At 59.9% G+C, this 22,867-nt stretch carries 17 protein-coding genes; 15 read left to right on the top strand and 2 right to left on the bottom strand.

Features of this window, described 5'->3' with window-relative positions; all coding sequences use genetic code 11:
- Positions 1-41 precede the first annotated feature (41 nt).
- On the bottom strand, positions 42-983 hold the full coding sequence (locus H0921_RS02045; protein WP_194536347.1) for a LysR substrate-binding domain-containing protein: 942 nt from the start codon (positions 981-983) through the stop codon (positions 42-44).
- 240 nt (positions 984-1,223) lie between these two features.
- On the opposite strand from H0921_RS02045, the gene H0921_RS02040 reads away from it, so the two are divergent.
- The 15 genes from H0921_RS02040 to H0921_RS01970 all read left to right on the top strand — a co-directional run bounded on the left by H0921_RS02040 (position 1,224) and on the right by H0921_RS01970 (position 21,119).
- Complete coding sequence (locus tag H0921_RS02040) at positions 1,224-2,585, top strand: Gfo/Idh/MocA family protein (RefSeq protein WP_194536346.1); 1,362 nt, start codon at positions 1,224-1,226, stop codon at positions 2,583-2,585.
- Positions 2,586-2,633: 48 nt separating this feature from the next.
- Positions 2,634-3,974 (top strand): Gfo/Idh/MocA family protein, encoded by a 1,341-nt coding sequence (locus tag H0921_RS02035; protein ID WP_194536345.1) that lies wholly within the window; start codon positions 2,634-2,636, stop codon positions 3,972-3,974.
- A 322-nt stretch (positions 3,975-4,296) separates the two neighbouring features.
- The gene (locus tag H0921_RS02030) at positions 4,297-4,557 is read left to right on the top strand and encodes a hypothetical protein (protein ID WP_194536344.1); all 261 of its coding nucleotides are present in this window, start codon (positions 4,297-4,299) and stop codon (positions 4,555-4,557) included.
- A gap of 129 nt (positions 4,558-4,686) precedes the next feature.
- Entirely contained in the window at positions 4,687-5,595 is a 909-nt protein-coding gene (locus tag H0921_RS02025; RefSeq protein ID WP_194536343.1) for a hypothetical protein, read from the top strand.
- Between the two features lie 110 nt (positions 5,596-5,705).
- Positions 5,706-7,061 carry a hypothetical protein gene (locus tag H0921_RS02020; protein ID WP_194536342.1) on the top strand — a complete coding sequence of 452 codons (1,356 nt, stop codon included), beginning with the start codon at positions 5,706-5,708 and terminating at the stop codon, positions 7,059-7,061.
- 10 nt (positions 7,062-7,071) lie between these two features.
- Positions 7,072-8,457, top strand: a complete 1,386-nt coding sequence (locus H0921_RS02015) for a hypothetical protein (protein ID WP_194536341.1) — start codon at positions 7,072-7,074, stop codon at positions 8,455-8,457.
- Between the two features lie 139 nt (positions 8,458-8,596).
- Positions 8,597-10,108, top strand: a complete 1,512-nt coding sequence (locus H0921_RS02010) for a sulfatase family protein (protein WP_228498954.1) — start codon at positions 8,597-8,599, stop codon at positions 10,106-10,108.
- Positions 10,109-10,210: 102 nt separating this feature from the next.
- Positions 10,211-11,485 (top strand): hypothetical protein, encoded by a 1,275-nt coding sequence (locus H0921_RS02005; RefSeq protein ID WP_194536339.1) that lies wholly within the window; start codon positions 10,211-10,213, stop codon positions 11,483-11,485.
- Between the two features lie 40 nt (positions 11,486-11,525).
- On the top strand, positions 11,526-12,791 hold the full coding sequence (locus H0921_RS02000; protein WP_194536338.1) for an NHL repeat-containing protein: 1,266 nt from the start codon (positions 11,526-11,528) through the stop codon (positions 12,789-12,791).
- Positions 12,788-14,128, top strand: coding sequence for a hypothetical protein (locus H0921_RS01995; RefSeq protein WP_194536337.1), 1,341 nt, complete (start codon positions 12,788-12,790; stop codon positions 14,126-14,128). Before H0921_RS02000 ends, H0921_RS01995 begins: the two co-directional genes overlap by 4 nt.
- 67 nt (positions 14,129-14,195) lie before the next feature.
- Positions 14,196-15,512 carry a sulfatase family protein gene (locus tag H0921_RS01990; protein WP_194536336.1) on the top strand — a complete coding sequence of 439 codons (1,317 nt, stop codon included), beginning with the start codon at positions 14,196-14,198 and terminating at the stop codon, positions 15,510-15,512.
- A 90-nt stretch (positions 15,513-15,602) separates the two neighbouring features.
- Complete coding sequence (locus tag H0921_RS01985; RefSeq protein ID WP_194536335.1) at positions 15,603-15,884, top strand: hypothetical protein; 282 nt, start codon at positions 15,603-15,605, stop codon at positions 15,882-15,884.
- Between the two features lie 151 nt (positions 15,885-16,035).
- Positions 16,036-18,252, top strand: a complete 2,217-nt coding sequence (locus tag H0921_RS01980; protein WP_194536334.1) for an alginate lyase family protein — start codon at positions 16,036-16,038, stop codon at positions 18,250-18,252.
- A 538-nt stretch (positions 18,253-18,790) separates the two neighbouring features.
- Positions 18,791-19,819, top strand: coding sequence for a Gfo/Idh/MocA family protein (locus H0921_RS01975; protein WP_194536333.1), 1,029 nt, complete (start codon positions 18,791-18,793; stop codon positions 19,817-19,819).
- A gap of 40 nt (positions 19,820-19,859) precedes the next feature.
- Positions 19,860-21,119: a Gfo/Idh/MocA family protein gene (locus H0921_RS01970; RefSeq protein WP_228498894.1), complete on the top strand. Its 1,260-nt coding sequence runs from the start codon at positions 19,860-19,862 to the stop codon at positions 21,117-21,119.
- Between the two features lie 290 nt (positions 21,120-21,409).
- On the opposite strand, the gene H0921_RS01965 is transcribed toward H0921_RS01970, so the two are convergent.
- The gene (locus tag H0921_RS01965; protein ID WP_194536332.1) at positions 21,410-22,864 is read right to left on the bottom strand and encodes a sigma-54-dependent transcriptional regulator; all 1,455 of its coding nucleotides are present in this window, start codon (positions 22,862-22,864) and stop codon (positions 21,410-21,412) included.
- Positions 22,865-22,867 lie beyond the last annotated feature (3 nt).

Raw genomic sequence — 22,867 nt, 5'->3', positions numbered from 1 at the left:
TTTCAGGCCTCATTCCTAGCTACGACGTCCCCTGAGGAGGATCAAGCCGGCGGGGAATTCAAAACGGTCTGTACCGTGTGGGCAAAGGTGCGTACGTGAGGCAGCAGGTCGCCGCCTTTGCGCCAGATCAGATGGACAGTGGCTGGGCCGAAATAGCGATTCAGGGAACGTTCATGGAGTGTGGGGGATTTCTTCCGTCCCGGCCGACCGACGACGATACCGATGCCAAAGCCCATCTCCACATAGCGGCGTATGACAGGGGTATTGACAGCTTGGATGCGTTGGGGGGCGGCAAAGAGCACTCCCGCTCGTTCCAACGTGGCAGCCATATCTGGCCGGGGAAAGCCGGAAGCCGCGTTCACCAATGGATAGCCGCGCAAGTCCCGCAAGGTAATGCGAGAGCGGCGGGCCAAGGGGTGGTCCAAGGGGGTGACCAGGAGCATATCCAGGGAGTAAGCCGGGGTGAAAACGAGGCGGGAGCGCAATGGCTCGGTAGCACTTTCGGTGCTCAGACCTAAGTCAGCCTCGCCGCGGTCCACGGCCTCGGCCACCTGGCCACTGAGACATTCCACCAAGGACAAGCGGACCTGGGGATAGCGCCGCTCGAAGTCCGCAATGACTTCGGGGAGGTCCTCGACCAGGATGCGCTGCGAGGCGGCCACTGTCAGCCGGGCGACTGTTTGGCCGATTCGTTCCGAGAAGATGCGGGGAAGGGAATCGAGGGAGGTCACCAACGGTAGGGCCAGTTCCGCCAGCAGTCGGCCGGCTTCCGTGAGGCGGCAGCCACGCCCGTGTGGTTCCACCAGGGCCGTGCCCAATTCCCGCTCCAAAGCGTGGACCTGCGCCCAAACCGTGGGTTGGGCCACACCCAACGCTTGAGCCGCCGCGGAAAGACTGCCTAACCGCGCCGTGGCACAAAAACTCCGCAATTGTTGAAAGCGCACCTCCTTGTACACCTGTCGCAATCGCCGACTACCCATCATCGTTATCCTCTAGTCTTTTTCTAGAGGCTACCATGAAAAATCGAATGATATTCTACCGCTCCACGTCCCGGATGACAGAGTAAGATACAGCATCGTCGAGGCGAGTGTCGTAAGCGGGCTTGGCAAGGGGGAGCGTTGGGGACCGGGACAGTCCGACAGTCGGCCCAGCCGCGTGGGAGGAACAAAGGGGGTTCTGAGCTTGCCGAGTGGGTTCAACGGACGATTTTCGGAGAAATGCCCATGAAATCTCAAGGAACCGTCAGCCGCCGTGAGTTCTGCCAATTGGGTGCTTCCGCGGTTGTAGCTATGGGGCTTGGCGAAAGGAGGGTCGTGGCCGCCAAAGCGCCGGGGGTGGGAGACAAATTGGGGATTGCGGTGATCGGTTGCGGCGGACGCGGGTCGGGGAACCCGCTGGTGGCGCTCCAGGAGCGGCTGGTGGCCATGGTGGATGTCGATGAGGGACGTATCGCCGACGCCATGAAAAAAGTGGAGGCCAAGACAGACAAGGGGTTGGCGAAAGTCAAAGTGTATCACGATTACCGGCGGATGTACGACGAATGTCACAAGGAACTCGACGCTGTGCTGATCGCCACGCCCGATCATCATCACGCGCCGGCGGCGATCCGGGCCATTCAGTTGGGGAAGTCGGTGTTTTGCGAGAAGCCGTTGACCTGGTGTCTGTACGAAGCACGGAAGTTGACCGCAGAAGCCCGCCGCTCCAAGGTGGCCACACAGATGGGCAACCAGGGACACAGTGCGGAGGGATACCGGCTTTTGTGCGAGTATATTTGGGCGGGGGCCATCGGAACGGTCGTGGAAACGCACAGCCTGATGAGCCGCAACTTTGGCGGTCAAGGCGGCCGGCCCGCCAGTCAGCCCGTGCCGGCAGGGTTGCATTGGGAGGAATGGCTTGGACCGGCGCGGGCCCGCGATTACCATCCGGGTTTGCATCCCTTCCGCTGGCGTTCGTGGCGGGAGTTCGGCACAGGTACCCTGGGCGACATGGGCTGTCACGTTTTGGACGGCGTCTTCTGGGCCTTGCGTCTGAGCCAGGCCAAAAAGTTCACCATCGAATGTGTCTCCCAGACGCCGGGAAGTGCGGAGATGTTCCCCCAAAATAATCACATTCGCTGGCAATTTCCTCCCCGCGGAGACATGCCCGCGGTAACCGTTAACTCCTATGACTTCGCTTGGCCTGCAGCCGTCAAAGAACTCTTCGAGAAATTGGGAGAGAAAGCGCCCAATGGAGGCACACTCTACGTTGGAACCAAAGGGTACATGGTTACGGGAGTGTATGGCGAAAATCCCCGCATCTTGCCCAAAGAGAAACACGAAGCGACGCCGAAACCCCCGCGGCAACTCCCGCGCTCCAAGCACGGGATGATGGGCGACTTTCTGGCAGCCTGTCGCGGCGGCGAGGCAGCTAGCTCCAACTTCGACTACGCCGGTCCCTTTACCGAATTTATCCTCACGGGGGTGGTCGCTAGCCACGTGGGACCCGGTACTTCCCTGGAGTGGGATGTCGAGCGGCTGGAGTTTGTCAATGCCCCTGCCGCCAACCGTTGGGTCAAGCGGGACTACCGCAAAGGTTGGGAGGTGTGAGGATCGATGCGCCGGCTCAACCCGCCCGGAAAAACAGGAGTCGAAACCATGCCCAGCCCAGCGCTACACCGTCGGCAGTTTTTGCGCGCTGTAGGAGTAGCAGGAGCAAGTGTAGGTCTCGGTGCTTCCCCTCAGACAGCCCGACCTGGAGCCGCTGTGGACCGGGTGAACGTCGGCGTCATCGGTGTCGGCGGGCGAGGAGCGGTGAATCTCGCAGGTGTCGCAGCGGTCGACGGGGTGAATATCGTGGCCCTGTGCGATGTGGACGAGGAGGCATTGGCAAAGGCGGCAGCGAAATTCCCCAAGGCGGCCATCGAACACGACTTTCGCAAGCTGCTCGAACGCAAGGAGGTGGAGGCGGTGGTGATCAGTACGCCGGACCATACCCATGCGCCGGCCGCGGCCTTGGCATTGCGCCAGGGCAAACACGTTTACGTCGAGAAGCCCCTCACGCATTCGGTTTACGAAGCCCGTGTCTTGACGGAACTGGCTGCCCAAAGCCGCTGTGCCACCCAGATGGGCAATCAGCACCACTCCAGCGAAACCTACCGCCGGGCGGTGGAATGGGTACAAGCGGGGGTAATCGGCCCCGTGCGCCAGGTGCATGCTTGGACCAACCGACCGATCTGGCCGCAGGGCATTGACCGCCCCGCCGAAACGCCCCCTGTCCCCCGACATGTTCATTGGGACCTGTGGTTAGGTCCAGCCCCGGAGCGGCCGTACCACCCCGCCTACCACCCCTTCCGCTGGCGCGGCTGGTGGGACTTCGGCACGGGCGCCTTGGGAGATATGGGCTGCCATATCCTGGACCCGATCGTCTGGGCGCTCCATCTCTCCGCCCCTACGGAGGTGGAAGCCGAGTCTTCAGGACTGCACCCCGAAACCGCTCCGAAGTGGTCGGTGATTCGTTGGACATTTCCCGCGCGCCGCCTCCAAGGTCGGCCCTCGCCTCAAGACCAACTTCCCCCTGTCCAACTGACGTGGTACGATGGCGGCAAGCTCCCCCCGAAAGACCTTTTCGAGGGTGTCAAGATTCCAGGAAATGGCTCCCTGCTGATCGGCGATAAAGGCAAACTGCTCCTCCCCCACGGCGGCGGCCCCCTCCAGTTGCTACCCCAAGCTCAATTCGCCGGATTCCAGGCTCCGGCACCGTTTCTGCCGCGTTCACCGGGCCATTACCGAGAGTGGATCGAGGCCTGCAAAGGGGGAAAACCTGCTGGAAGTCACTTCGGTTACGCTGGACCGCTCACCGAGATCGTGTTGTTGGGGAACGTGGCCTTGCGCACCGGCCGCAAAATCCTTTGGGATAGTGCGGCCTTGAAAGCCCTGCATTGCCCCGAAGCAGATCGCTTCCTCCGCCGCGAGTACCGCAAAGGGTGGACCCTCTAAAACCGGGGAAGGCACCGCGTTTCCGCTGCATTTTTCCGCCATTCCTTTTCCCTTTTCCACCTTCTGGGTAGCCGCTAGACCCCTCCAGTTCCCTGACCTTGAAGTTTCGCGTCAAATAGAAGCCCATGTACCGGGCTTTTCGCCGTACTTTGCCACAAAACAGCTCTAGAAAAAAGCTAGAGTCAATCAAGAAAAATATCACATCGACCAAGGGAGCAGGCTGAGGTATATTTCTTGCGGGCACCGATGGCTTCCGGAAGTTGTCGGTGTTCTTCCCTGGAAGCGGGAGTCGTGGGATTTACCAGAATCGAGGGTGTCAGGTATGAGCCGAAGCAAACGATGGGGAGTGATGATTGCGCTGGTGTGGGGCGGGCTAGCAGGTCTAGCGGCGGAACCTGCCCCGGTGACGCCGGACAATTTCGACAAGCTCCGGCAACTGATTCAGCCGCAGCCGGGGGAGAGCCGCTTCTGGCAGATTCCCTGGCTTCTGAGCCTCGATGAGGCGATCCAAAAGGCAGCCGCGGAGGGGAAGCCGATCTTCGTCTGGTCGGGTGCGGGCGGTCCCCCGCACACGGTGTGCTGAGCGGCCGGTTCTGGCGGCCGTGCGCCGTCCCTGTGGACTGAAGAAATCGTCAATCTGCTCAAAGAAAAGTTTGTGTGCGTCTCGGTGGATGCTCGGCGGGAGAGTGCGCGCCAGGATGCTATCGGCGAGATGGTCCGCAAGACCAAATGTGTAACGGGAACCGCAAGTGGTAAGACCAGTGTCATCACAGCTTCGGGCAAAAAGCTCGGTGATGTGCTGTGGGTCAACGATCGGCTTCGTATGGCCAGTTTGAAGAAAATCCTGGCCGCCTGGGAAGCATTGCCGGAGGAGGAACGCAAGCCCGGCTTGAAAGTGGCCTATGGCCCAGCGGACCCGAAACGCCCGCTGCACCGTCCGCCGGAGGGAACACTGATCCTCATGGGTCAGTTCCGCCGATTCATGGCGAATCCGGACGGCTCCCTGCGCTACACGGAGCAGGCGGACTACACGCCCGGCGAGGGCCAATCCGGCTGGGAACGCCTCCGGGAACCCGCTCAGGACATGATGTGGATCCCCCGAGCCGAGTGGCAGGCGCTTTTGCCTTCGTCTCCGGAGAAAGGGAAGAGCTATGCGGCCCCGGCTTCCTTCGTGGCTCGCTTGGCTCGCTATCAGCTCGACCCAGAGCGAGGGTTGGGGGAAAGTGTCAAATTCGCCAGTGTGCAGCCCGCGGCAGCCCAAGTTACCGTCACCGTCGAGGAAGTCTCGGACAAGGAGCTGCGCCTCAAGCTCCAGGGACGCTTCGAGCTTTCCGTCAAGGACCCCGGCCCTAAGGGCAAGGTGATTTCCTACTCACCGGCCATCCTGGGTTACCTGACTTACGACCGGGTGAAGCAAGAGGTGACCCGCTTCGATTTACTGGCGTTCGGCGAGGGGAACAATTCGCCGCGTGGGCTGATTGTGGGGAAATACTATCTCGGCATCTTTTACGAATTGGTGAAGAAGCCGACGGAAGCCCAACTGGTCTGGCCTCGCGGTGCCCGCGATGACCTGAAGCAGTACCTCGAACCCAAACCGCTCGTGCTAACGAGCCGGAAGTAGCTGGGCTGAGTTGCTTCGGTAACCCTGGAGTGGTCCGGCCTAGGAAAGGTCGCCGAAGGCCGCCGGGGTCGGACCGCCGGGCCAATCCAAGCCGCACGGGAGAAAGACGCATGTTCAGACCTTGTAAACGACGCTGGATCAACCCTTCTTTTTGCACCCTGGCTGCGTCAGCAGTGCTGGCGGCGGGGTGGCTAGCGACGGAGACGAGCGGGCAGGACAAACCATCGCCGGGGAGCCAAATATCGGGACCGCCGAAGTACGAGCATTTCGCCTTCTGTTGCATGGATGGTTATCTGGACGGCCCGCGTAAGGAGGCCATGGCACCGGTGACGAAAGCAGTTTCCGTGGACGACGAAGGGAACCTTTACTTCATTCCAGCCCACGGGGATAGCGGGCTGCGGGTGGCCCGGATGGATGGCATGGTGGAGACGATTGCCGGGGCGGATTATTGGCATGGTCGGCTCAATGTCGACGAAGGACCAGCCTCGTTTATCCCGCACCTGCAACGGGTGGGAGGCATCGGCAACCCCATTTCCACGGTGGTGGCAGTGGGGAACCCTTTGCGGGATGGGCCAGACGGTCAACCGGCGGGCTATTTGCTCACCCGAGCGGGTTTGGGCACCGGTCTGGAATACAGCATTTACAAGGTTTGGCGGAACAAGGAAAAGGGCGGCCGGTGGTGGTTCAAGCGAATCATTGGCCTGGGCAAGAGCGCTCCGCCCACGGAAGTGGGAAAGTCGATTGCCGCGAAAGACGTTTTCTTCGACAAGCTGCCGTTCATCACCACCGGTCGCGTGGGTGGTAAGCTGAATGTTTACTTTCACAGCGAGGGGAACCTGTGGCAGTACGACGATGCCCAGGGCACGCTCACGTGCGTTCTTTCGACGGCGGACTATCTCGGCAAGCCAGAAATTGGGACGCGACATGACGGAAAACCATTGCCGCCCGCGGAAAAGATTGTGGTGACTCCCGACGGCAGTTTTTACCTGGGCTGGTATCAGGGCAACTATCCGAAGGGGACCGTGGTCAAGGTAACAGCGGACCGCAAGAAAGCATGGCGTGTGGCGCAGGACGCTGGGGATGTGAACAAGAGATGGGACGGCGATGCGTTGAGGCAGGCGGCGTTTTTCGGCGGGCCGCTATTGGCTGGCGGCACCTGGGCTCCGGACATTGTGTTTTTCGGAGCGGTAGATGATGCGCCGCTGCGGCGTTTCAAGGATGGCCGCGTCTCGACGCTGTGTAAGGACGGGGAGTGGCGGGAGTTTCCCACCAAGCAAGCTTCTGGTGGCGGCGAGCTGACCTGGCAAGCCTGTCCCCCGGATAAAGCTCCCGCCTGGGGTAGAGGCTGGGTCATGGCCGACCCTGGCTACTTTTATCAGTTGTACAGCATGGGCGGGGGAGATGCCTGGGTGTGGCGTGTCGGCCCCATCGACTTCGGGAAAGAGAGCATCCAAAAACTGCCATGAGGGGCAAGAAATGAGGAAGCGTAAGGGGAAATGGGTATGGAGCGGCTTGTTCCTTGCCGCAATGGCCAGTGGAGTGGCCGGATGGATAAGTACCGGAGGAGCGAGTGGTGCTGATGAATACCAAACGCTTATCAGTCCTCCGCAGGAAGTGGCGGCGAAGGCAGCCGGGGCACGTGCGCAGACTCAAGCGGCAGTAGCCTGGGCGGCGGGAGCGAAAAGCTGGCTGGTAGCCTGGCGTGAAGGCTGCCTCAATGAAGGAAGCACGGAAATCTGGTGCGCCCGCGTCGGCGAGGATGGCCAGTCGCTCGACCCAGCAGGGATTCGCCTGGCGTACGGAAAGGGGCTGCGTTCCTACGTCAGTGTTGCCTCGGACGGGCAAAATTGGCTGGTGGTATGGGGGGAACTCTCCAATGGTCGGGACTGGGACGTTCGCGGGATCGTGGTCAGTGCTGAGGGCAAGCCGCAAGGGGAACCCTTCCTGATCGCCGGAGGCGAACACAATCAGTGTGAGCCGGCGGCAGCGTTTGCAGGCGGCCACTATCACGTGGTTTGGTCGGCCTTCGTGGGTTCGGGTTTGCCGAACACTCCCGGCAATGGCTACGCAATTTATGGAGCACGGGTTTCCCCGCAAGGGAAGTTGGTCGATGCGACGCCCACGGAGTTAGTGAGCAACAAGGCGTATCAAGCGGCTCATCCTTCGATCGCCAGTGGCGGGGATGTGCTGGCCGTCACCTTTGTGGAACAAAGGCACAACCGATTTGGCGGCACAGTGATCAATTGGATTCTCCTGGACGCCAAGACAGGAGCGCGCAAACATGGACCTCTCCCTCCTACTTCGGACGCTCGGAAGAGTGGGCGGGGACTAGGTGGAAAGGTGACGGCGCGATGGCTTCCTGTAGCCTGGAATGGATCCTCTTTCGTCACCTCGGTGCGAATGGCGGAAGGTTTCGGGGGCGGTTCACCCTATGTGGCCACGCTCTGGACGCTCTCTCCAGATGGAGCCTTTCAGACAACGAGAACTGCGCTCGATGGCCTGGAGCAAGCGCGGGTGAGTTATCTGACGCCTCACACGGCCGTGGCTTTTGACGGCGAGCATTTCCTCTATGTCATGGAAAACGCCCAGGATGCCAAGGAACCGAAGGGGGTGAAAGGCCAAGGTGTGGCGACTCACATGTGCATCGCGGGATGGTACGTGTCGCCGGACGGAACGAAAATCGTCTGCGGCCGTGCCAAGGGCGGCTTCAAGATAGCGGCCGAGCCGGGCAAGGAGCACATTTTACCGGCGGTGAGTGCAGGGCCGCAGGGGGTGTGTTTGGTGGTCAATAGTGAGCTGCGGGGTGTCGAGGACATAAAGCTGGTGGCCCGGCGGGTGAGTCTGAAGAAGGCCAGCCCGTAACGCTAGCAGAGGGGAGCTTGAAGTCGGACGGCGTAGCAGACGGATGAGCGATCCGAAGGAACAAAGAAGGGAGGCTTAGAGCTTGGCTTTGTTCCCTGGGATGTCCGAGGCTTTGCAGGCGAGGCGGTTGGGGGTGGCAATGAGGGCAGTCGGACGGCCATGCCGCGTGGAGTTGTCGTTGGCCTTCGTTGGTGTCTTGTTGCTGTCAGGAACCGTCAGTTCTCAGCCGCCGGAACTGGCGAAACCCCAGCGTCGGCCGAATATTCTCTGGATTGTCGCGGAGAACATTGGGCCAGACCTGGGCTGTTATGGCATGCACCAAGTTCAAACGCCGAACCTTGATCGCCTGGCTAGCCAAGGGGTCCGCTATACGCGTGTTTTTGCCACGTCGCCGGTCTGCGCTCCGAGTCGATCGGCTATCATGACGGGCATGTATCAAACGACGACGGACACGCACCACATGCGTAGCCACCGCGATGACGATTTCCGCTTGCCGCCGGGCGTTCGGCCCTTAACGCATTGGCTCAAGGATGCGGGTTACTTCACGGCGAACATTCGTACCATTGGCAGTCAATGGGTTGGCACTGGCAAACTCGACCTCAATTTCGTCAATGAAGGCCCCATTTTCGAGTCGGAGGATTGGTCCGCACTGAAAAATCGCCAGCCTTTCTTCGCCATGATCAACCTGCCGGAGGTCGAATACGACATTTACGACCGCAAATGTGCCAAGAAAGAGCGGGTGGAGTGGGTCGGCGAACGCGAGCATCCGCAGATTGCCCACCCGGACAAAGTCACTCCGCCGCCTTACTACCCCGATCACCCCATCACCCGACAAGAGTGGGCGCGCTATTTGAATGCAGTCTCCGGCCTGGATCGCCGCGTCGGCTGGATTCTGGAAGCGTTACGCCGCGATGGCTTGGAGGACGATACGGTGATTGTTTTCTTCGCGGACAATGGCCGCCTGGAAGCGCGCGGGATCCATTGGTGCTACGATAGCGGCTTGCACGTGCCCATGATCATTCGCTGGCCGAAGAATTTTCCCGCTCCTCCATCCTGGAAAGCCGGGTCGGTCAGCGGTCAAGTCATTAGTTTACTCGACCTGACGGCGACGACGCTGGCCATTGCCGGTTTGCCTCGCCCCCCGTTGATGCAGAGCCGAATCTTTCTCGGTCCGCAAGCAGACCCGCCGCGCACCTATGCCTTCAGTGCGCGGGATCGCATCGATGAGACTGTCAACCGCATCCGTACCGTTCGGGATGCTCGTTATCGTTATATCCGCAACTACATGCCGGAGCAGTCGTTCCTCGCTTTGAACCGCTACAAGGAGAAATGCTTTTTGGTCATCCCTCTCATGCGGCAGTTGCACGCCGAAGGCAAACTATCAGGACCACCCTTGGCCCTGATGCGTTCCCGCCTGCCAGAAGAGGAACTCTACGACACCGCAGCCGACCCTTACGAAATTCACAACTTAGCCGAGTCGAAGAAGCCTGAACACCAACAAGCCCTTGTACGACTGCGGACGGCCTTGGACACGTGGATCACGGAAACCGGCGACCGCGGATGGGTTCCAGAACCGCCCGAAGTCGTCGCCCGCTTTGAAAAAGAAATGCACGAATGGTTCGGCACACCCGTCTGGTATCGAAAGAGATAAGGCCGACCGCATAGTCGCTGCTCGTCACTCCAAAATTGGGAACGAAGGTGAGGCTTGACAGCTTGGATTCGGGCCATTGCTTCTGCATTTGAGGCGGTACCCATGCTTCGTCGCTTCGCTATGAGTGTGTGGTTTTTATTGCCTGGGCTGTGCCTTTTGGCTCAACCGGCACCCCCGTTGCGCGAACTGACCTGGGAAAATTTCGATCCATGGCACCAATTTATCAAGCCGCAGCCGGGAGAATGCCGCTTCTGGCAGGTCCACTGGCAAACCGATGTGCACAACGCCCGGTTACAGGCGGCTAAGGAAGGCAAGCCCTTGCTGATTCTGTCAGGGCACCGTGGTTCACCGCTCGGCAATTGCCGCTGGTCCGTCTCCGCAGCGCGCGACCCGGCGGTGTGGAACGAGGAGTTCACTCGATTGGTCAAGGAGCGATGCATTGCTGTCACGGTGCCTGACGCTGGAACCGTGCGCAAGCGGCAAGATGCCGTCGGGACGTTTTTCCGCAATGCTAATGTGGGCAGTACAGCGTTGACCTCGAACTTCTGCATGGACGTGGTGACAGCTTCCGGGAAACACCTCGGACGCATCGCCTTCAACACGCCGGGAGTGGCCTTGGGGATGCTGAAGAAGGCGTTGCAGACGTTCGACAGTCTGCCGGAGGCGGATAAGCGTGGGCCGGCGGATTTGCTCCAAGACAACCAACGCGTTGATGATGGCCTGCCGAAAGCTCCCGCGGGAACGTTGATTCTGCGGGTTTACCTGCGGCAACTCGGACGCAATTCTGATGGTACCATCCGCTACACCCAGCCGAGCGACTACACCGAAAAGACGCCGGAACGCAACCGGAAGCTTTGCCGGGAACCCTTCGACGATACGATGTGGGTGCTCGCGGAGGAAGGGAAGGCCTTGATCGCAAACGCTACTGCACAAGGCCAGCAATTGCCGGTCCCTGAATCGCTGCAATTGCGGTTGTTTCGCTATCACTTGAATCCCCGCGTGGGCTTCACCGAAGGTCCCTGCTTCGCCAAGGCAACTACCAAAGACGGGCGGTTGACCGTCAGCGTGGAATACACGGACAGCGAGGAGATTCGCCTGCGCGTGGAAGGCCAGGCGAAGCTGCAACTTGGCGACGATCTGACCTATGAGCCAGTCATCCTCGGAAAGCTCGTCTATTCCCGGTCCCAGGCCGCTTTCACGCGATTCGATCTGGTCGCGCTGGGTAAAGTGACCGGCCATATTCAGCACGGCGGGGGAGGATACCGCCCCGGTGCTCAACCTTTAGGCATTGCATTCGAGTTGGTCGCCAAGCCACGTCCCACCGACCGCTTGCCACCCGGCGGAGCTGGAGATGCCGCTTACTTGAAACCCAAGTGAAAGTCAACGAGCATTTACACCTCGTATCGGAGAGACACAAATGACACGCTGCCTTTTCTCCCTGTATGTCCCACTTCTGCTGTCGGGAGTGCTGATTGGGCCGTCGGGAAGAGCGTCAGCCCAGGAATCCAAAAACGAGTGGCTGCCCGCGCCGCCGTTTGAAATCAAATTCCTGCCCGGCTGGCGTGCGGAACACATTGCGTTTGCCATGTGCCAGAACGGCCGATCATTCGGCGGTCCAGCTCGCTGGGCAGTGGGGGGAAGTCTGCCCCATATGGTCCGTCCCATTGAGCAAGCTGATCAGCTTTATCTGGGCAAGGATGACGGCGTCCGTTTGTACTTTCACGACAAGCGGCGGCAATTCTGGAAACTGGAGAAGGGGGAAATCTGGCCGATTGCCGGTGGGAATGACCTGGGCGACACCTTGGATGGGCCTGGGGAATTCTCCGGTTTGCTGGGACCGGGGGTCTATGGCGGCGGCTATTTCTCGGTAGCGGCGTCTGGACACACCCTGTTTATCAACGACAACGGTCTGTTGCGAAAACTTTCCCGTCGGAGCGATGGAACATGGTTTCTGGAAACCGTAGCCGGCCGCGGGTCGCGGGGCAGTCTTCCTGGGGTGAATGAAGAAGTACGCTTGGCGGAATTTGGTCGTTTCGGCAAAGGGTTGACAATGGACCCGCAGGGAAATCTTTATTTCACCTTCGCCGGAGGGTTAGCGAAAGCGGATGCTCAGGGCCGGGTGACTACCCTGATTACGCAAGCCAAGGCTTCGCAAGACCTGGCGGCTATCTATGCGCAAAAGTGGCCCAACGCCAAGCCTCGGCAAGTCCAGATCGGCTCGGGCGAAGGCGTAACGCTAGTCTGGCATACGGACGGCTCCATTTACATCGGCGGGCGGTGTTGGCCGGATGCCGCCAAAGTCACACCTGAGGGAAAGTACGTTCCGATAGCCGGCTATGCTCCCCCCGAATTTCTGATCAAGGACCGCCGTTGGGGTCTGGGTGATCCAGCCTGCTATCAAGTGCATTGCAGCTTTGGCTTTTCGGTCGACCCCAATGGCAACGTGCTGGCACGTCATGAGATTCCCTCGGCGCTTTCTCGTTACCTTCCCGACCGGGTTGAAGTGTTGCAGAAAGACGGGACCTGGGGCGTAGGCCAGCAATTCTGGGACCTTGGCAACTTTACGGCCATCATGGGTCGAGATGGTATCTGGTGGGAGGCCGGTCCTCCGGGGCCGTTCAAAAGCAAGACCGTTTTCTTCCGGCTTCGCAAAGCCGACGCAACCGAGGAGAACAAACCATGAAAAAATTCATCGGCTACGCATTGCCTGCCATGCTCCTAATAATGTCGGGCCTGGCGGTCCTGATGAGCTTGGCCTATCAGGATAAGGAGGGCGGTTTGAAGGTGGGTTCGGCGGCAGCGGTGGCTCCGGAGTTTCCGGGAGGCAATCAACGCTGGCCGGATGTGGCCTGGGGCGGCGGTGTCTATCTGGTGGTTTGGCAGGAGGGATCGGGATACGAAGGGACTGCCGACGCCAACATTTGGGCGGCGCGGGTCTCTGCGGAAGGCAAGCCGTTGGATCCCAAAGGTGTTGTGGTTTGTCGTGCCGGTCACCATCAGCTTTATCCTAAGGTAACATTCGACGGTTCGAACTTTGTCGTAGCTTGGCAGGACTATCGCAGCGGTCGAGACTGGGATGTCTTTGCCGCACGCGTTTCCCCTGACGGTAAAGTCCTCGACCCCGATGGCTTTCCTGTTGCTGATGGTCCCGGCAATCAGGTTCATCCCAACTTGGCCTCTGACGGCAAACAGACGTTCCTGGTATGGTCCGACCTGCGGCCCAATCCAAGCGGTCCCGAACGGTATGTCCTGGCAGGCACGTTTCTCCAGGACGGCAAAGTGGCAAAGCCCCATGGCACTGTTCTGAGTGAATTCGGCAAGAACGGTTCGTTACTGGGGGCCATAGTTCGCTGGGAGGGTGAAGGTTATCTCATCGCTGCCCAAAAGCATCCCGATGGCTGGTCCTACGGCGGTTCCTGGTTACTCCGTGTCAAACGAGATGGGCAAGTCGAAATCATTCCTTTCGATTATTTCGGCCACAGTTACACCCTGGCCGCCGACCCTAAATCACGGCGGGCTTATCTTTGGAGCTATCGGCAGGTCGGCCATGGCTCGTACAATTGCGTCTTCCAAAGTGCGGTCTGGCCTAAAGGCGAGCGTTATCTCGTCGTGGGAATGCCGCAACATTATGCACCCACCAATGAGCTGTGGGCCGCTTCCGTTTACGACGGCAAGAACTTTCTGGTCGTCAGCGAACGTGGCACGGATGTCAAAGCGGGTCAAAAAGCGGGGGTGGCAGTCGAGGTGGACCTCGTGGCGACGCGGATTGACCCTGCAAGTGGGCAGCCTCTCGATTTCGGTTCCGTCCGCTTTGAAGAGAAAGACCCTCAAAAGCACGGGAAGCAAATCGAGGAATTGCGGGCCAAATCGCCAGTGGGCGTGGTGGTCGCGGCAGAAAAGGGGGTATTCGAGAGGCAACCGGCTTTAGCTTCGTCCGGGGATGGCCGCAGCCTACTGGTCTACAGCCGCCACGCCGGGCCGGGGAACTTTACCTTACGCTTTGTGGTTCTGGCAGAGTGACAGAGGTAACGCGCAGATGAACCTGGTCTCCTTTTCGATGCGCCTCTGTGCAACGGAGGAGTACACCATGATTTACCGCTGCTTGTTGGCCGTCACCGCCATCGTGTTCGCACCGCAGTTCGCCCTGGCTGGCGATGCTAAGCGGCCGAATATCGTCATCGTGGTGGCCGATGACATGGGTTGGGGCGACACGGGTTACAGTGGAAACAAAATCGTCAAAACGCCGCACCTCGATAGCCTGGTCAAGACCGGCGTCCGTTTCGACAACTTTTACTCTGCGCAGCAGATGTGCTCGCCGGGGCGTTTCGCCATCCTGACCGGCCGCAACCCCTTCCGCACCGGCCTGGCCCGCCTTGGGGCCATGCGCCCGCAAGAGGTTACCATCGCCGAGCTTCTCAACAAGCTCGGTTACGCGACCGCCCATTTCGGCAAGTGGCACCTGGGCGGGAATCCTATCCGTGAGGGCTTCGACGTGTCGTATTTCTCGCCCGACCACTTCAATATCGGCGGCACGTTTGTCGTCTACGACAACAACAAAAAGCCGGAAAGAATCAAAATCGAGGGAGATAGCTCCGTGTTCACGATGAACCTGGCCCTCGAGTTCATCCGCAAACAGGCTGCCCTGAAGAAGCCGTTCTTCGCCTACGTCTGTTTCGGCTCCCCGCACGCTCCCCACGTCGGTGCCGAGGAGTTCCTCAAGCTCTACGCCGACCAGGGCAAATACGCCCACTTCCTGGCCGAGATCAGCGGCATCGATGCCGCTGTCGGCAATCTCCGAGCGGAATTGCGCCGGCTTGGCATCGCAGACAACACCATCATCTGGTTTACAAGCGACAACGGCGGCATCACACCGCTGTCGATGGACCCTTCGGGCAAAGGCAAGCTGCATATCGGCGTTCGCACGGTCGCTTGCCTGGAATGGCCGGGCCGATTCCAGGAGCCGATCCGCTGTACCTTCCCGTGCTTCCACCAGGACATGCTGCCCACCTTACTTGAGGCGGTTGGCAGCAGCGACATGGCCCCGTATCCCCTCGACGGCATCAGTCTGTTCCCGGCCTTGGAGGGCAAAATGAAGAAACGCCCAACGCCCATGGGCTTCCTTGCCCCCAAGCCAACTGTGAAGGACCTTGCGCAAAGCGACTTCATCAAGGACACCTGGGCCGTGTGGATTGACTGGCCGTTCAAGCTGATGGTCAACCCACCAGGCGTCTACACCAAGAAGGGCCAGGGGGAGCTGGTGCTGTATCACCTTGAGGACGACCCAGCCGAAAGGACCAACGTGGCCGACCGCTATCCCGAGCAGGTCGCCAAGATGCGCCGCGACTTGGAGGCTTGGCAACGCTCAGTCCGCGATAGCTTCGACGGCAAGGACTACAAAAAGTAGCCGAAGCCAGCCTTTCGGTTTCACGGAAAAAAATCTGCTCGTGATTAGCGAACATGCCATACACGCTGGAGAGCAAAAGGAGGCGTGGCGGTGGAGTTCGACGTGGCGGCGAGCCTGATGAATCCAGTGACCGGCCAACCCCTAGATTACGGCAGCGTGCCGTTCGACGGGAAGAACCCTGAAGAATTGTCGGCGAAAATCGCCCAGTTGCGGAGCCGAGCGACCACGGGTGTCATCGTGGTGTCAAAACAGGGGGTGTTCGAGCGGCAGCCCGCTCTGGCTTCCACCGGGGATGGCCGCAGCCTACTGGTCTACAGCCGCCACGCCGGGCCGGGGAAATTCACCATCCACTGCCTCGTCTTGGCAGAGTAAAGGATACCTGTTCCCTGAGAGGATTGTCTGCCATCGCCACACTGCTACTCTACGCGATGTTTTTGCTTTCAACGACGAAAAATAGAGCAAGGACTTGGTTGACCCCAAGCCCGGACCGATCCAGGCAATGGCAGCCGTAATGGGAAGATTTATGACGACTGCAATGCGAAGAAGTAATAACCGCAGCGCTCTCCACAAAGGCCTTGGCGGCGTGGGGCTGGTGCTGCTTTGTGCCCTGCTGGGAGCCAGCGGAGAGGGCGACATCGCCAAGCCGCCGAAACTGGTTCCACCCCAGCGGCACATTCGATCTGTCGAGGAACTTCTCCGTCAAGCTCTGGACCTGAAACATTCGGCATTGGATTCAGTCCGCCAAAAGGTAGCGGCAGGCGAGATTCAGCAAGCCGCTCTGGCTTTGCTCGACTACTTCCGGAAGCGTTCTGCACGACAAGACCCGCAGGTCCGGCATTGGCGTGAAAGCACCGACGCCGCATTTGTGGACTACTGGAAGCAGGATGCCGCGGAGTTCCTCCAGCGTTATGGCAAGGACGGTCGCATCAATTGGCGCAATAACAATAATCCCCCGAAAGAGCAGTATGAAAGCTTTGAGATCCGCAATCGCTTGATCAACCTGGCGGGTTGGACAGCCGCAGCGAATCGGTCCGATTCCAGCGAACTGCGGCGGAAGGTCGTGGAGACCTTCATGGACTGGTACCGCGATTGTCCGCCGCCGGAGTTGCCTGTCAGCGGTTGGTGGGATGGGCATAAGACCGGTTTTGCCTGGCAAGAGATCGAAGTGGCTTTACGCGGGCGGATGCTGCTCAGTATCTTTTTCGCCAGCCTCGACTGGAAAGAAGCAACGCCCGAATTCCACCTCGCCTTGCTAATCTCCATTCATCAATCCCTGGATTTCCTGATAAGCCAATATGCCCGGTTCGGCTATAAGCCCCACAATCATCAGAATATCCACGGCATGACCCTCCTGGCCGGCGGCGTTTTGCTGCCGGAAATGAAAGGCTCCAGTCAGTGGAAAGAACTGGGCCTTTACATCCTCCGCAGGCATGCCCAGACCGACTTCCACAAAGATGGCGTGCAAATAGAAAACAGCCCCCATTATCACGCCAAGGTCTTCTTCGTTTTTCTCGATGCCTACGAGGTTCTGAGAGCCAACGGCGCGACAGCGCTAGAGATGCGATGGTTGGAAGAACACTTGCAGCGCAGTGCGGATTTTTTGTTGTACATGTGCGATGGCAGCGGCCGGCATGTACCGATCAACGACGGTTGGCACACTTCCGATGTCGCGCTGCTCCGTCGGGCCGCTGCGGTTTTGCGTCGGCCGGACCTGCTGGCAATTACAGGAGAATCTCCCAGAGAAACGTGGCCTCCCGCGAGCCGGGCATTTCCCCATGCAGGGATCGCCTCGATGCGCGACGGTTGGCATAAGGACGCCCTGCTGGTCATCTTGGACGCTAGCGGTCGACATTCTGGACACTGGCACTGCGGCAAACCGAACCTTGTCATCCATGCAGGCGGCCAGCCACTTGCTTGCGACCCGCAAATGGCCAACTACGACGACCCCTCGCAGTGGAAATACTTCAAACGGGCCGACGCCCACAATACCGTTCTTGTGGATGGCCTAGGCGACTCCGAACCCAGCGGGCCGTGGAGCTATCAACGCCTGTCCCATCCCCGCTTGATGGCTTTCCGCAGCGGTTCTTTCGCCGACCTGGCCTGGGCGGCCACCGATGGCTTTAAGAAGCTCCAACCTCCGGTGAGTTGCGAAAGGTTCGTCGTGTTCATCAAACCCCATACCGTGTGGGTGCATGATGTGCTCCGCTGCGAACAGAAACGCCGTTACGACTGGCTGTTGCATTTGACCCCGCAAAAGCCCCAGGTGCTCGCCGAAAGCCAAGCTTTGCAGACGCGCCTGCCAGGCGCAGTCCAATTCGACTGCCGCCCGGCTCAGATGTCCTCCGCTCTGAGCGGACCCGTTCTGCGCAGCGGTCTGCATCATGACCGGTCCTACGCTCCGCAGTCTGGATTCTGGTTCCCCCTCCAATATGGCGATCTGCCGGCGCCGGTGACGGAAGCACCTTACGCGGTGTGGAGCCAGGAAGCTAGCGGCACCGTGACGTTCGACATGGTGCTGTCACTCATCGGGGAAGAAGGCAAGCCGAAACCGGTTCAACCCCTAAAGATGGAGTTGCCGGCAGGAGTGACCGCGTACCGGGTGGTCTGTTCGGAAGGAGCGGTGACAGTGGTTTTCGATGACCGACAGGGAGGTAAGCCAGAAGAAGTCCAAATGGGCAACGTGGCTCTGCGAGGCCGAGTCCACGTCAGCAATGGCCAGCAATGGCTGAGCATCCCGTGAACACAAGAAGCGGGACGCACGCTTGCCGGTTGGCAGTTATTGGAATCCCCCAGTATGTTGAGCTAGGTGAGCTTATGTTATCCCACGGGAAATGGCCGGAGGAAGGCGGACCTCATCAGCCGCTGACACTGACGCCTGCTCATGAAGCCTCTGAGAAGACAAGCAGAACCTACCACCTCCGGATGGTAGTCGTCAATGAAGCGGGCGTTGTGAGTGACATTTCTCAAGTGCTATCCTCGCTGCAGGTTCGACTGGAGTACCTGTGTTTTCTTCCCGTAGCGGGGAACCCAGCCCACTCGGAAGTCCAGGTGCGAGCCTGTTGTGACAGGCATACCTGGGACTTGGTCCAACGGAAGCTGATGCGTTTGATACGGGTGATCGCGATGGGGGAGGAAGAGAGCAACTTTCTCACAAGGGATAAGTAGACCATTGGGGGAGGAAATCGAAGGGCGGTCGATGCCATAGGCGGGGCTGTATCAATGGTTGGGAGGGGGGAGGGCGACCGAGGCAAGGGTAGCAATTGTGTGGAGAGCCAGCCGTGAGCCGACTGTACCGTCTCGGGGTATTAGGGCTGACGCACGATCATGTTTGGAGCGTACTGCGTGAGGTGCAGGCCAGTGGACGGGTGGTTCTGGTAGCAGCAGCGGACCCGCACGAGGAGTTATTAGCCCGCCTCCGGCAAGAGGTTTCCTGCACGACCTACAAGGATTACGACTCCGTGTTCGAGCGGGAAACCCTGGATGCCGTATACATCTATAGTGATAACTCTACCGGCGCCGAGTTGGCCGTCAAAGCTGCCGAACGAGGGTGGCACATCTTAGTCGAAAAACCGATGGCCGCCGATCTGGCGGGAGCCAATCGCATGCTCGAGGCCGTCCACCGCTCAGGTGTCCGCTTGATGGTCAATTGGCCCTTTGCGTGGTGGCCGCAATTGCAGTATGCTTTGCAACTGATCCAAGATGGAGTGGTGGGCAACGTCTGGCAAGTCAAGTATCGGGCGGCGCACGCCGGGCCGAAAGCAATGGGGTGTTCCTCGTTTTTCTGCGACTGGTTGTTCGACCCCCAGCGGAACGGAGGCGGCGCTTTAATGGACTATGGCTGCTACGGCGCGTTACTAGCCCGGGTGGTATTGGGGATGCCCCACGGAGTCACAGCCGTGGCTGGACGCCTCGGCCAGCCGGACTTGGCGGTCGAGGACAACGCCGTCCTGCTCTTGAGTTATCCCCACGCGCTGGCACTGGCAGAAGCCTCTTGGACACAAGTGGGCCAACTCACTAGTGGTGTGGCGGTAATCTACGGGACCCAAGGCACCCTCTTGATCGAACCTCGGCGGGGCGGGCGACTCCTGCTCGCCAATGCGGCACACCCCCAAGGATACCCCTTGGATGTCCCCCCTCCGCCTGATCCCACCAGCAACGCTACTCTCCACTTTGTACACGCTGTGGAAAGTGGTAGCGACTTTCTCCCCTTGTGTCGCAGTAGCATTGGCCGTGATGTCCAGGAAATTCTAGAAGCCGGCCTGCGTTCCTGGCGTACCGGCCGGCAGATCCTCCTACCGCTTCCCTAGATGGATAAGCTCTCCCTCCACCGTCGCGAAGGACGGACTGATGGACATCATCCGTGTAGCAATCGTCGGTTGTGGCCGTATTCTCAACGCCCATCTGCGCGGGTTTTGGCAACTGAGGCAGCGGGGTTTTCACGGCTTTCGCATCACCGCCTTGGCCGCTCCCCACGAGGAACAGGCCCAGACCTTTGTCAGGCGGACTCCTGGTGTGCTGCCTCGCCCCCCTGTGTTACCCCCTGATAGCGGCGATCCCTTGGCAGCGCCCCCTACCTGTCTGGAGGATTTCCAGGATGATGTTCCTGTGCGGATCTACACCGACTACCGGCACCTGTTCGCCGATCAGGTAGCGGATGCCGTGCTGGATATCACCCCGGTCCATCTCCATCATCTCGTGGGGTTAGCTGCACTGGAGCACGGCTTGCACTTATTGACGCAAAAGCCCCTGGCCATCTCTGTGCGTGCTGCGGCCCGGATGGTCGAAAGTGCCCGACAAAAAGGCTTGGTCCTTGGAGTTTTTGAGAACGCACGTTACCGCCCCTGGGTGCGCGCTGCCCACTGGGCTTTCGCCACAGGATTGTTGGGAACCCCCCAAATGGCCTTTCTCGGTGCCATCGGGGGCTTCTGGTCTCCCGACCGGATCGTCGCCCAAACGCCCTGGAGGCACGACAAATTCCGGGCAGGGGGAGGCGCCAGTTTGGACATCGGCGTTCATCACATGGATATTCTGCGATACGTCATAGGAGAAATCGACACTGTCTATGCGGTGACACGCCAGTGGGAAGCCGAGCGCTTCTGGCGGGACGACGCAGGCCAGATAACCCTGCGCACCACGGCCACGGTGGAGGACACCTATTTTGCGACCCTCACTTTTCGCAACGGTGCCCTTGCTCAACTGCTATGGTCTTGGGGCGGGCATGGCGAACCGTTGCGTCTGTCGAGCTGGCCAGCCTTTTTTGGGAGCCGGGGATGCATTCAGGCAGACCAATTAGTCCTCGACGATGGCCAAAGGGGATCACTGCTCGAAACCTATTTCCGACAGGCTGATCCCCTCCAACGGGATCGTTGCTTTCCCCTCGGCCTCCAAGATTCCTTCGCACTGGCCCAATGGGATTGGTTACAAGCCATCGCCACAGGTTCGCTCGGTCCAGAAACCAGCGGGGAAGAAGGACTATATGATCTGGCTGCGGCCTGTGCCATTTTGGAATCTGCTACTCTCGGACGGCCTGTCACGCTCCTGGAAGTCCTACGCGGCCATGTGGAAGCCTACCAGCGTGAGATCAATCATGTTTTGTCTATCGACTGAACCGACGCTGAGGACACGTGGCTACCTCAGAGTGCCCAACAAAACTCCTCCAACCGAAAGGCCCAAGGCGCTGGAAGGGGTACTCTCCACTGGCGTTGCCGGACGAAGCGAGCGTGATGCTGGGGCCGCTCCTTCTGTCTCTCAGTTCCCCCTTGGGACGCGACCTCCTTCAGGTGGAGCACACGGTTTTTACCCCAAGGCTTTCTTCAGACCTCGAGGCATTACGGGGGCTGAGCTGTAGGCGATCCCTCTGGACCAGGCCGCGGTACCGAAGGGGACAAGGCCCGGATTCAAGGGGTTTGGGATGGCTCGGTGTCGTCCTCCGATTCCACCGATCGCGAGATGGTGATGCCCAAGGCGCGGATCTTGTTGCGCAAGCTGCCGCGGGTGATGCCCAGAATGCGGGCGGCTTGGACTTGGTTTCCTGCGGTATGTTTGAGTACCCGCAGGATGACCTCGCGTTCCATCCGTTCCAGGCACTCGGCGTAGAGATTCTCGGTGCCGGCGGCGAGGCGTTCGCTGACAAATCTGTCCCAAAAAAGTTCGGATTCGCTGCTCGTGGTGCGGAAGTTGTTCCCTCTGCGCAGTTGTTCCGGCAGGCAGGCGGCCAAGAGGACGGAGCCGCTCATGCGCAGGATGGCTTGTTTGAGGACGCTTTGCAATTCGCGGACATTGCCCGGCCAAGAGTAGGCCCGAAGGATTTTCCAGGCTTCCGGTTCCACTTCGCGGACAGGCTTGCCTAGCTCTTGGCCGAAGCGCCGGACGTAATGCTCGACGAGCAGCTCCAAGTCCCCCTCGCGTTCGCGCAAGGGGGGCAGATGAATGGCAAAGACGTTGAGCCGGAAGTACAGGTCCTTGCGGAAACGACCCTCCTCGACCAATTGGGCCAGATTGGCATTGGTGGCGGCGATCAGCCGGACGTCGGTGTGGATCGTTTCACTGCCGCCGACGCGTTCAAAGCTTTGTTCCTGGATCAGGCGCAGGATTTTCGCTTGGGTCAGCGGTGACATCTCCCCGACTTCATCCAGGAAGATAGTGCCGCCGCTGGCTTGCTCGAACTTGCCGATGCGCCGCCGTTCTGCTCCCGTGAACGCCCCCTTTTCGTGGCCAAATAGCTCGCTTTCCAACAGGCTTTCGGGAATGGCCGCACAGTTGATCGCCAGAAAGGTTTTGTGGGCCCGGTTGGAGTGCTGATAGATAGCTCGCGCCACTAGCTCCTTGCCCGTGCCGCTTTCGCCGGTCAGCAGCACGGTGACGTCCTGCTGCGCCACCCGGCCGATGGCTTTGTACACCTCCTGCATCGCGGGGCAGCGGCCCAGGAGAATATCGCCCCCCGGCGGCGGCGTCTCCAACTCAGCAATGGCGGTCGGCACGCTCATCAAGCGGCTCGATTGAGCTGCCCGATCGATAATGGTGCGCAGCTCTCCAAGTTCCAGAGGCTTGAGGAGGTATTCGTAAGCCCCCTCTTTCATCGCTTCGATGGCCAAATCGGCTGTGCCATGACCCGTGATGAGGATGATCGGAATGCGGGCATCCAGGGATCGGAGGCGGCGGAAGGTCTCCAGTCCTGTTGCATCGGGCAAATGCACGTCCAAGACGATCACATCCGGGCGCTCGCGGCCCGCTTGCTCCAAAGCCTCCGCCGCGGTGGCGACCAAGCGGATGGTGAACTCGGTCTCCCGGAACACCCGTTGAAAGGCATGGCGGATGGCCGGTTCATCGTCCACGACTAACAGCACAGGCATCGC

Origin of the sequence: Thermogemmata fonticola, from assembly GCF_013694095.1 — a bacterium.
GTDB lineage: Bacteria > Planctomycetota > Planctomycetia > Gemmatales > Gemmataceae > Thermogemmata > Thermogemmata fonticola.
This window is presented reverse-complemented; position numbering and strand designations above follow the sequence as displayed.

Coding starts and splice junctions, on each gene's coding strand:
- H0921_RS01980 (WP_194536334.1), top strand. CDS start 16,036: ATGACGACTGCAATGCGAAGAAGTAATAACCGCAGCGCTCTCCACAAA.
- H0921_RS01990 (WP_194536336.1), top strand. CDS start 14,196: ATGATTTACCGCTGCTTGTTGGCCGTCACCGCCATCGTGTTCGCACCG.
- H0921_RS01995 (WP_194536337.1), top strand. CDS start 12,788: ATGAAAAAATTCATCGGCTACGCATTGCCTGCCATGCTCCTAATAATG.
- H0921_RS02010 (WP_228498954.1), top strand. CDS start 8,597: ATGAGGGCAGTCGGACGGCCATGCCGCGTGGAGTTGTCGTTGGCCTTC.
- H0921_RS02015 (WP_194536341.1), top strand. CDS start 7,072: ATGAGGAAGCGTAAGGGGAAATGGGTATGGAGCGGCTTGTTCCTTGCC.
- H0921_RS02035 (WP_194536345.1), top strand. CDS start 2,634: ATGCCCAGCCCAGCGCTACACCGTCGGCAGTTTTTGCGCGCTGTAGGA.
- H0921_RS02040 (WP_194536346.1), top strand. CDS start 1,224: ATGAAATCTCAAGGAACCGTCAGCCGCCGTGAGTTCTGCCAATTGGGT.
- H0921_RS02020 (WP_194536342.1), top strand. CDS start 5,706: ATGTTCAGACCTTGTAAACGACGCTGGATCAACCCTTCTTTTTGCACC.
- H0921_RS02025 (WP_194536343.1), top strand. CDS start 4,687: ATGGTCCGCAAGACCAAATGTGTAACGGGAACCGCAAGTGGTAAGACC.
- H0921_RS01970 (WP_228498894.1), top strand. CDS start 19,860: ATGGACATCATCCGTGTAGCAATCGTCGGTTGTGGCCGTATTCTCAAC.
- H0921_RS02005 (WP_194536339.1), top strand. CDS start 10,211: ATGCTTCGTCGCTTCGCTATGAGTGTGTGGTTTTTATTGCCTGGGCTG.
- H0921_RS02045 (WP_194536347.1), bottom strand. CDS start 983: ATGATGGGTAGTCGGCGATTGCGACAGGTGTACAAGGAGGTGCGCTTT.
- H0921_RS02030 (WP_194536344.1), top strand. CDS start 4,297: ATGAGCCGAAGCAAACGATGGGGAGTGATGATTGCGCTGGTGTGGGGC.
- H0921_RS01965 (WP_194536332.1), bottom strand. CDS start 22,864: ATGCCTGTGCTGTTAGTCGTGGACGATGAACCGGCCATCCGCCATGCC.
- H0921_RS02000 (WP_194536338.1), top strand. CDS start 11,526: ATGACACGCTGCCTTTTCTCCCTGTATGTCCCACTTCTGCTGTCGGGA.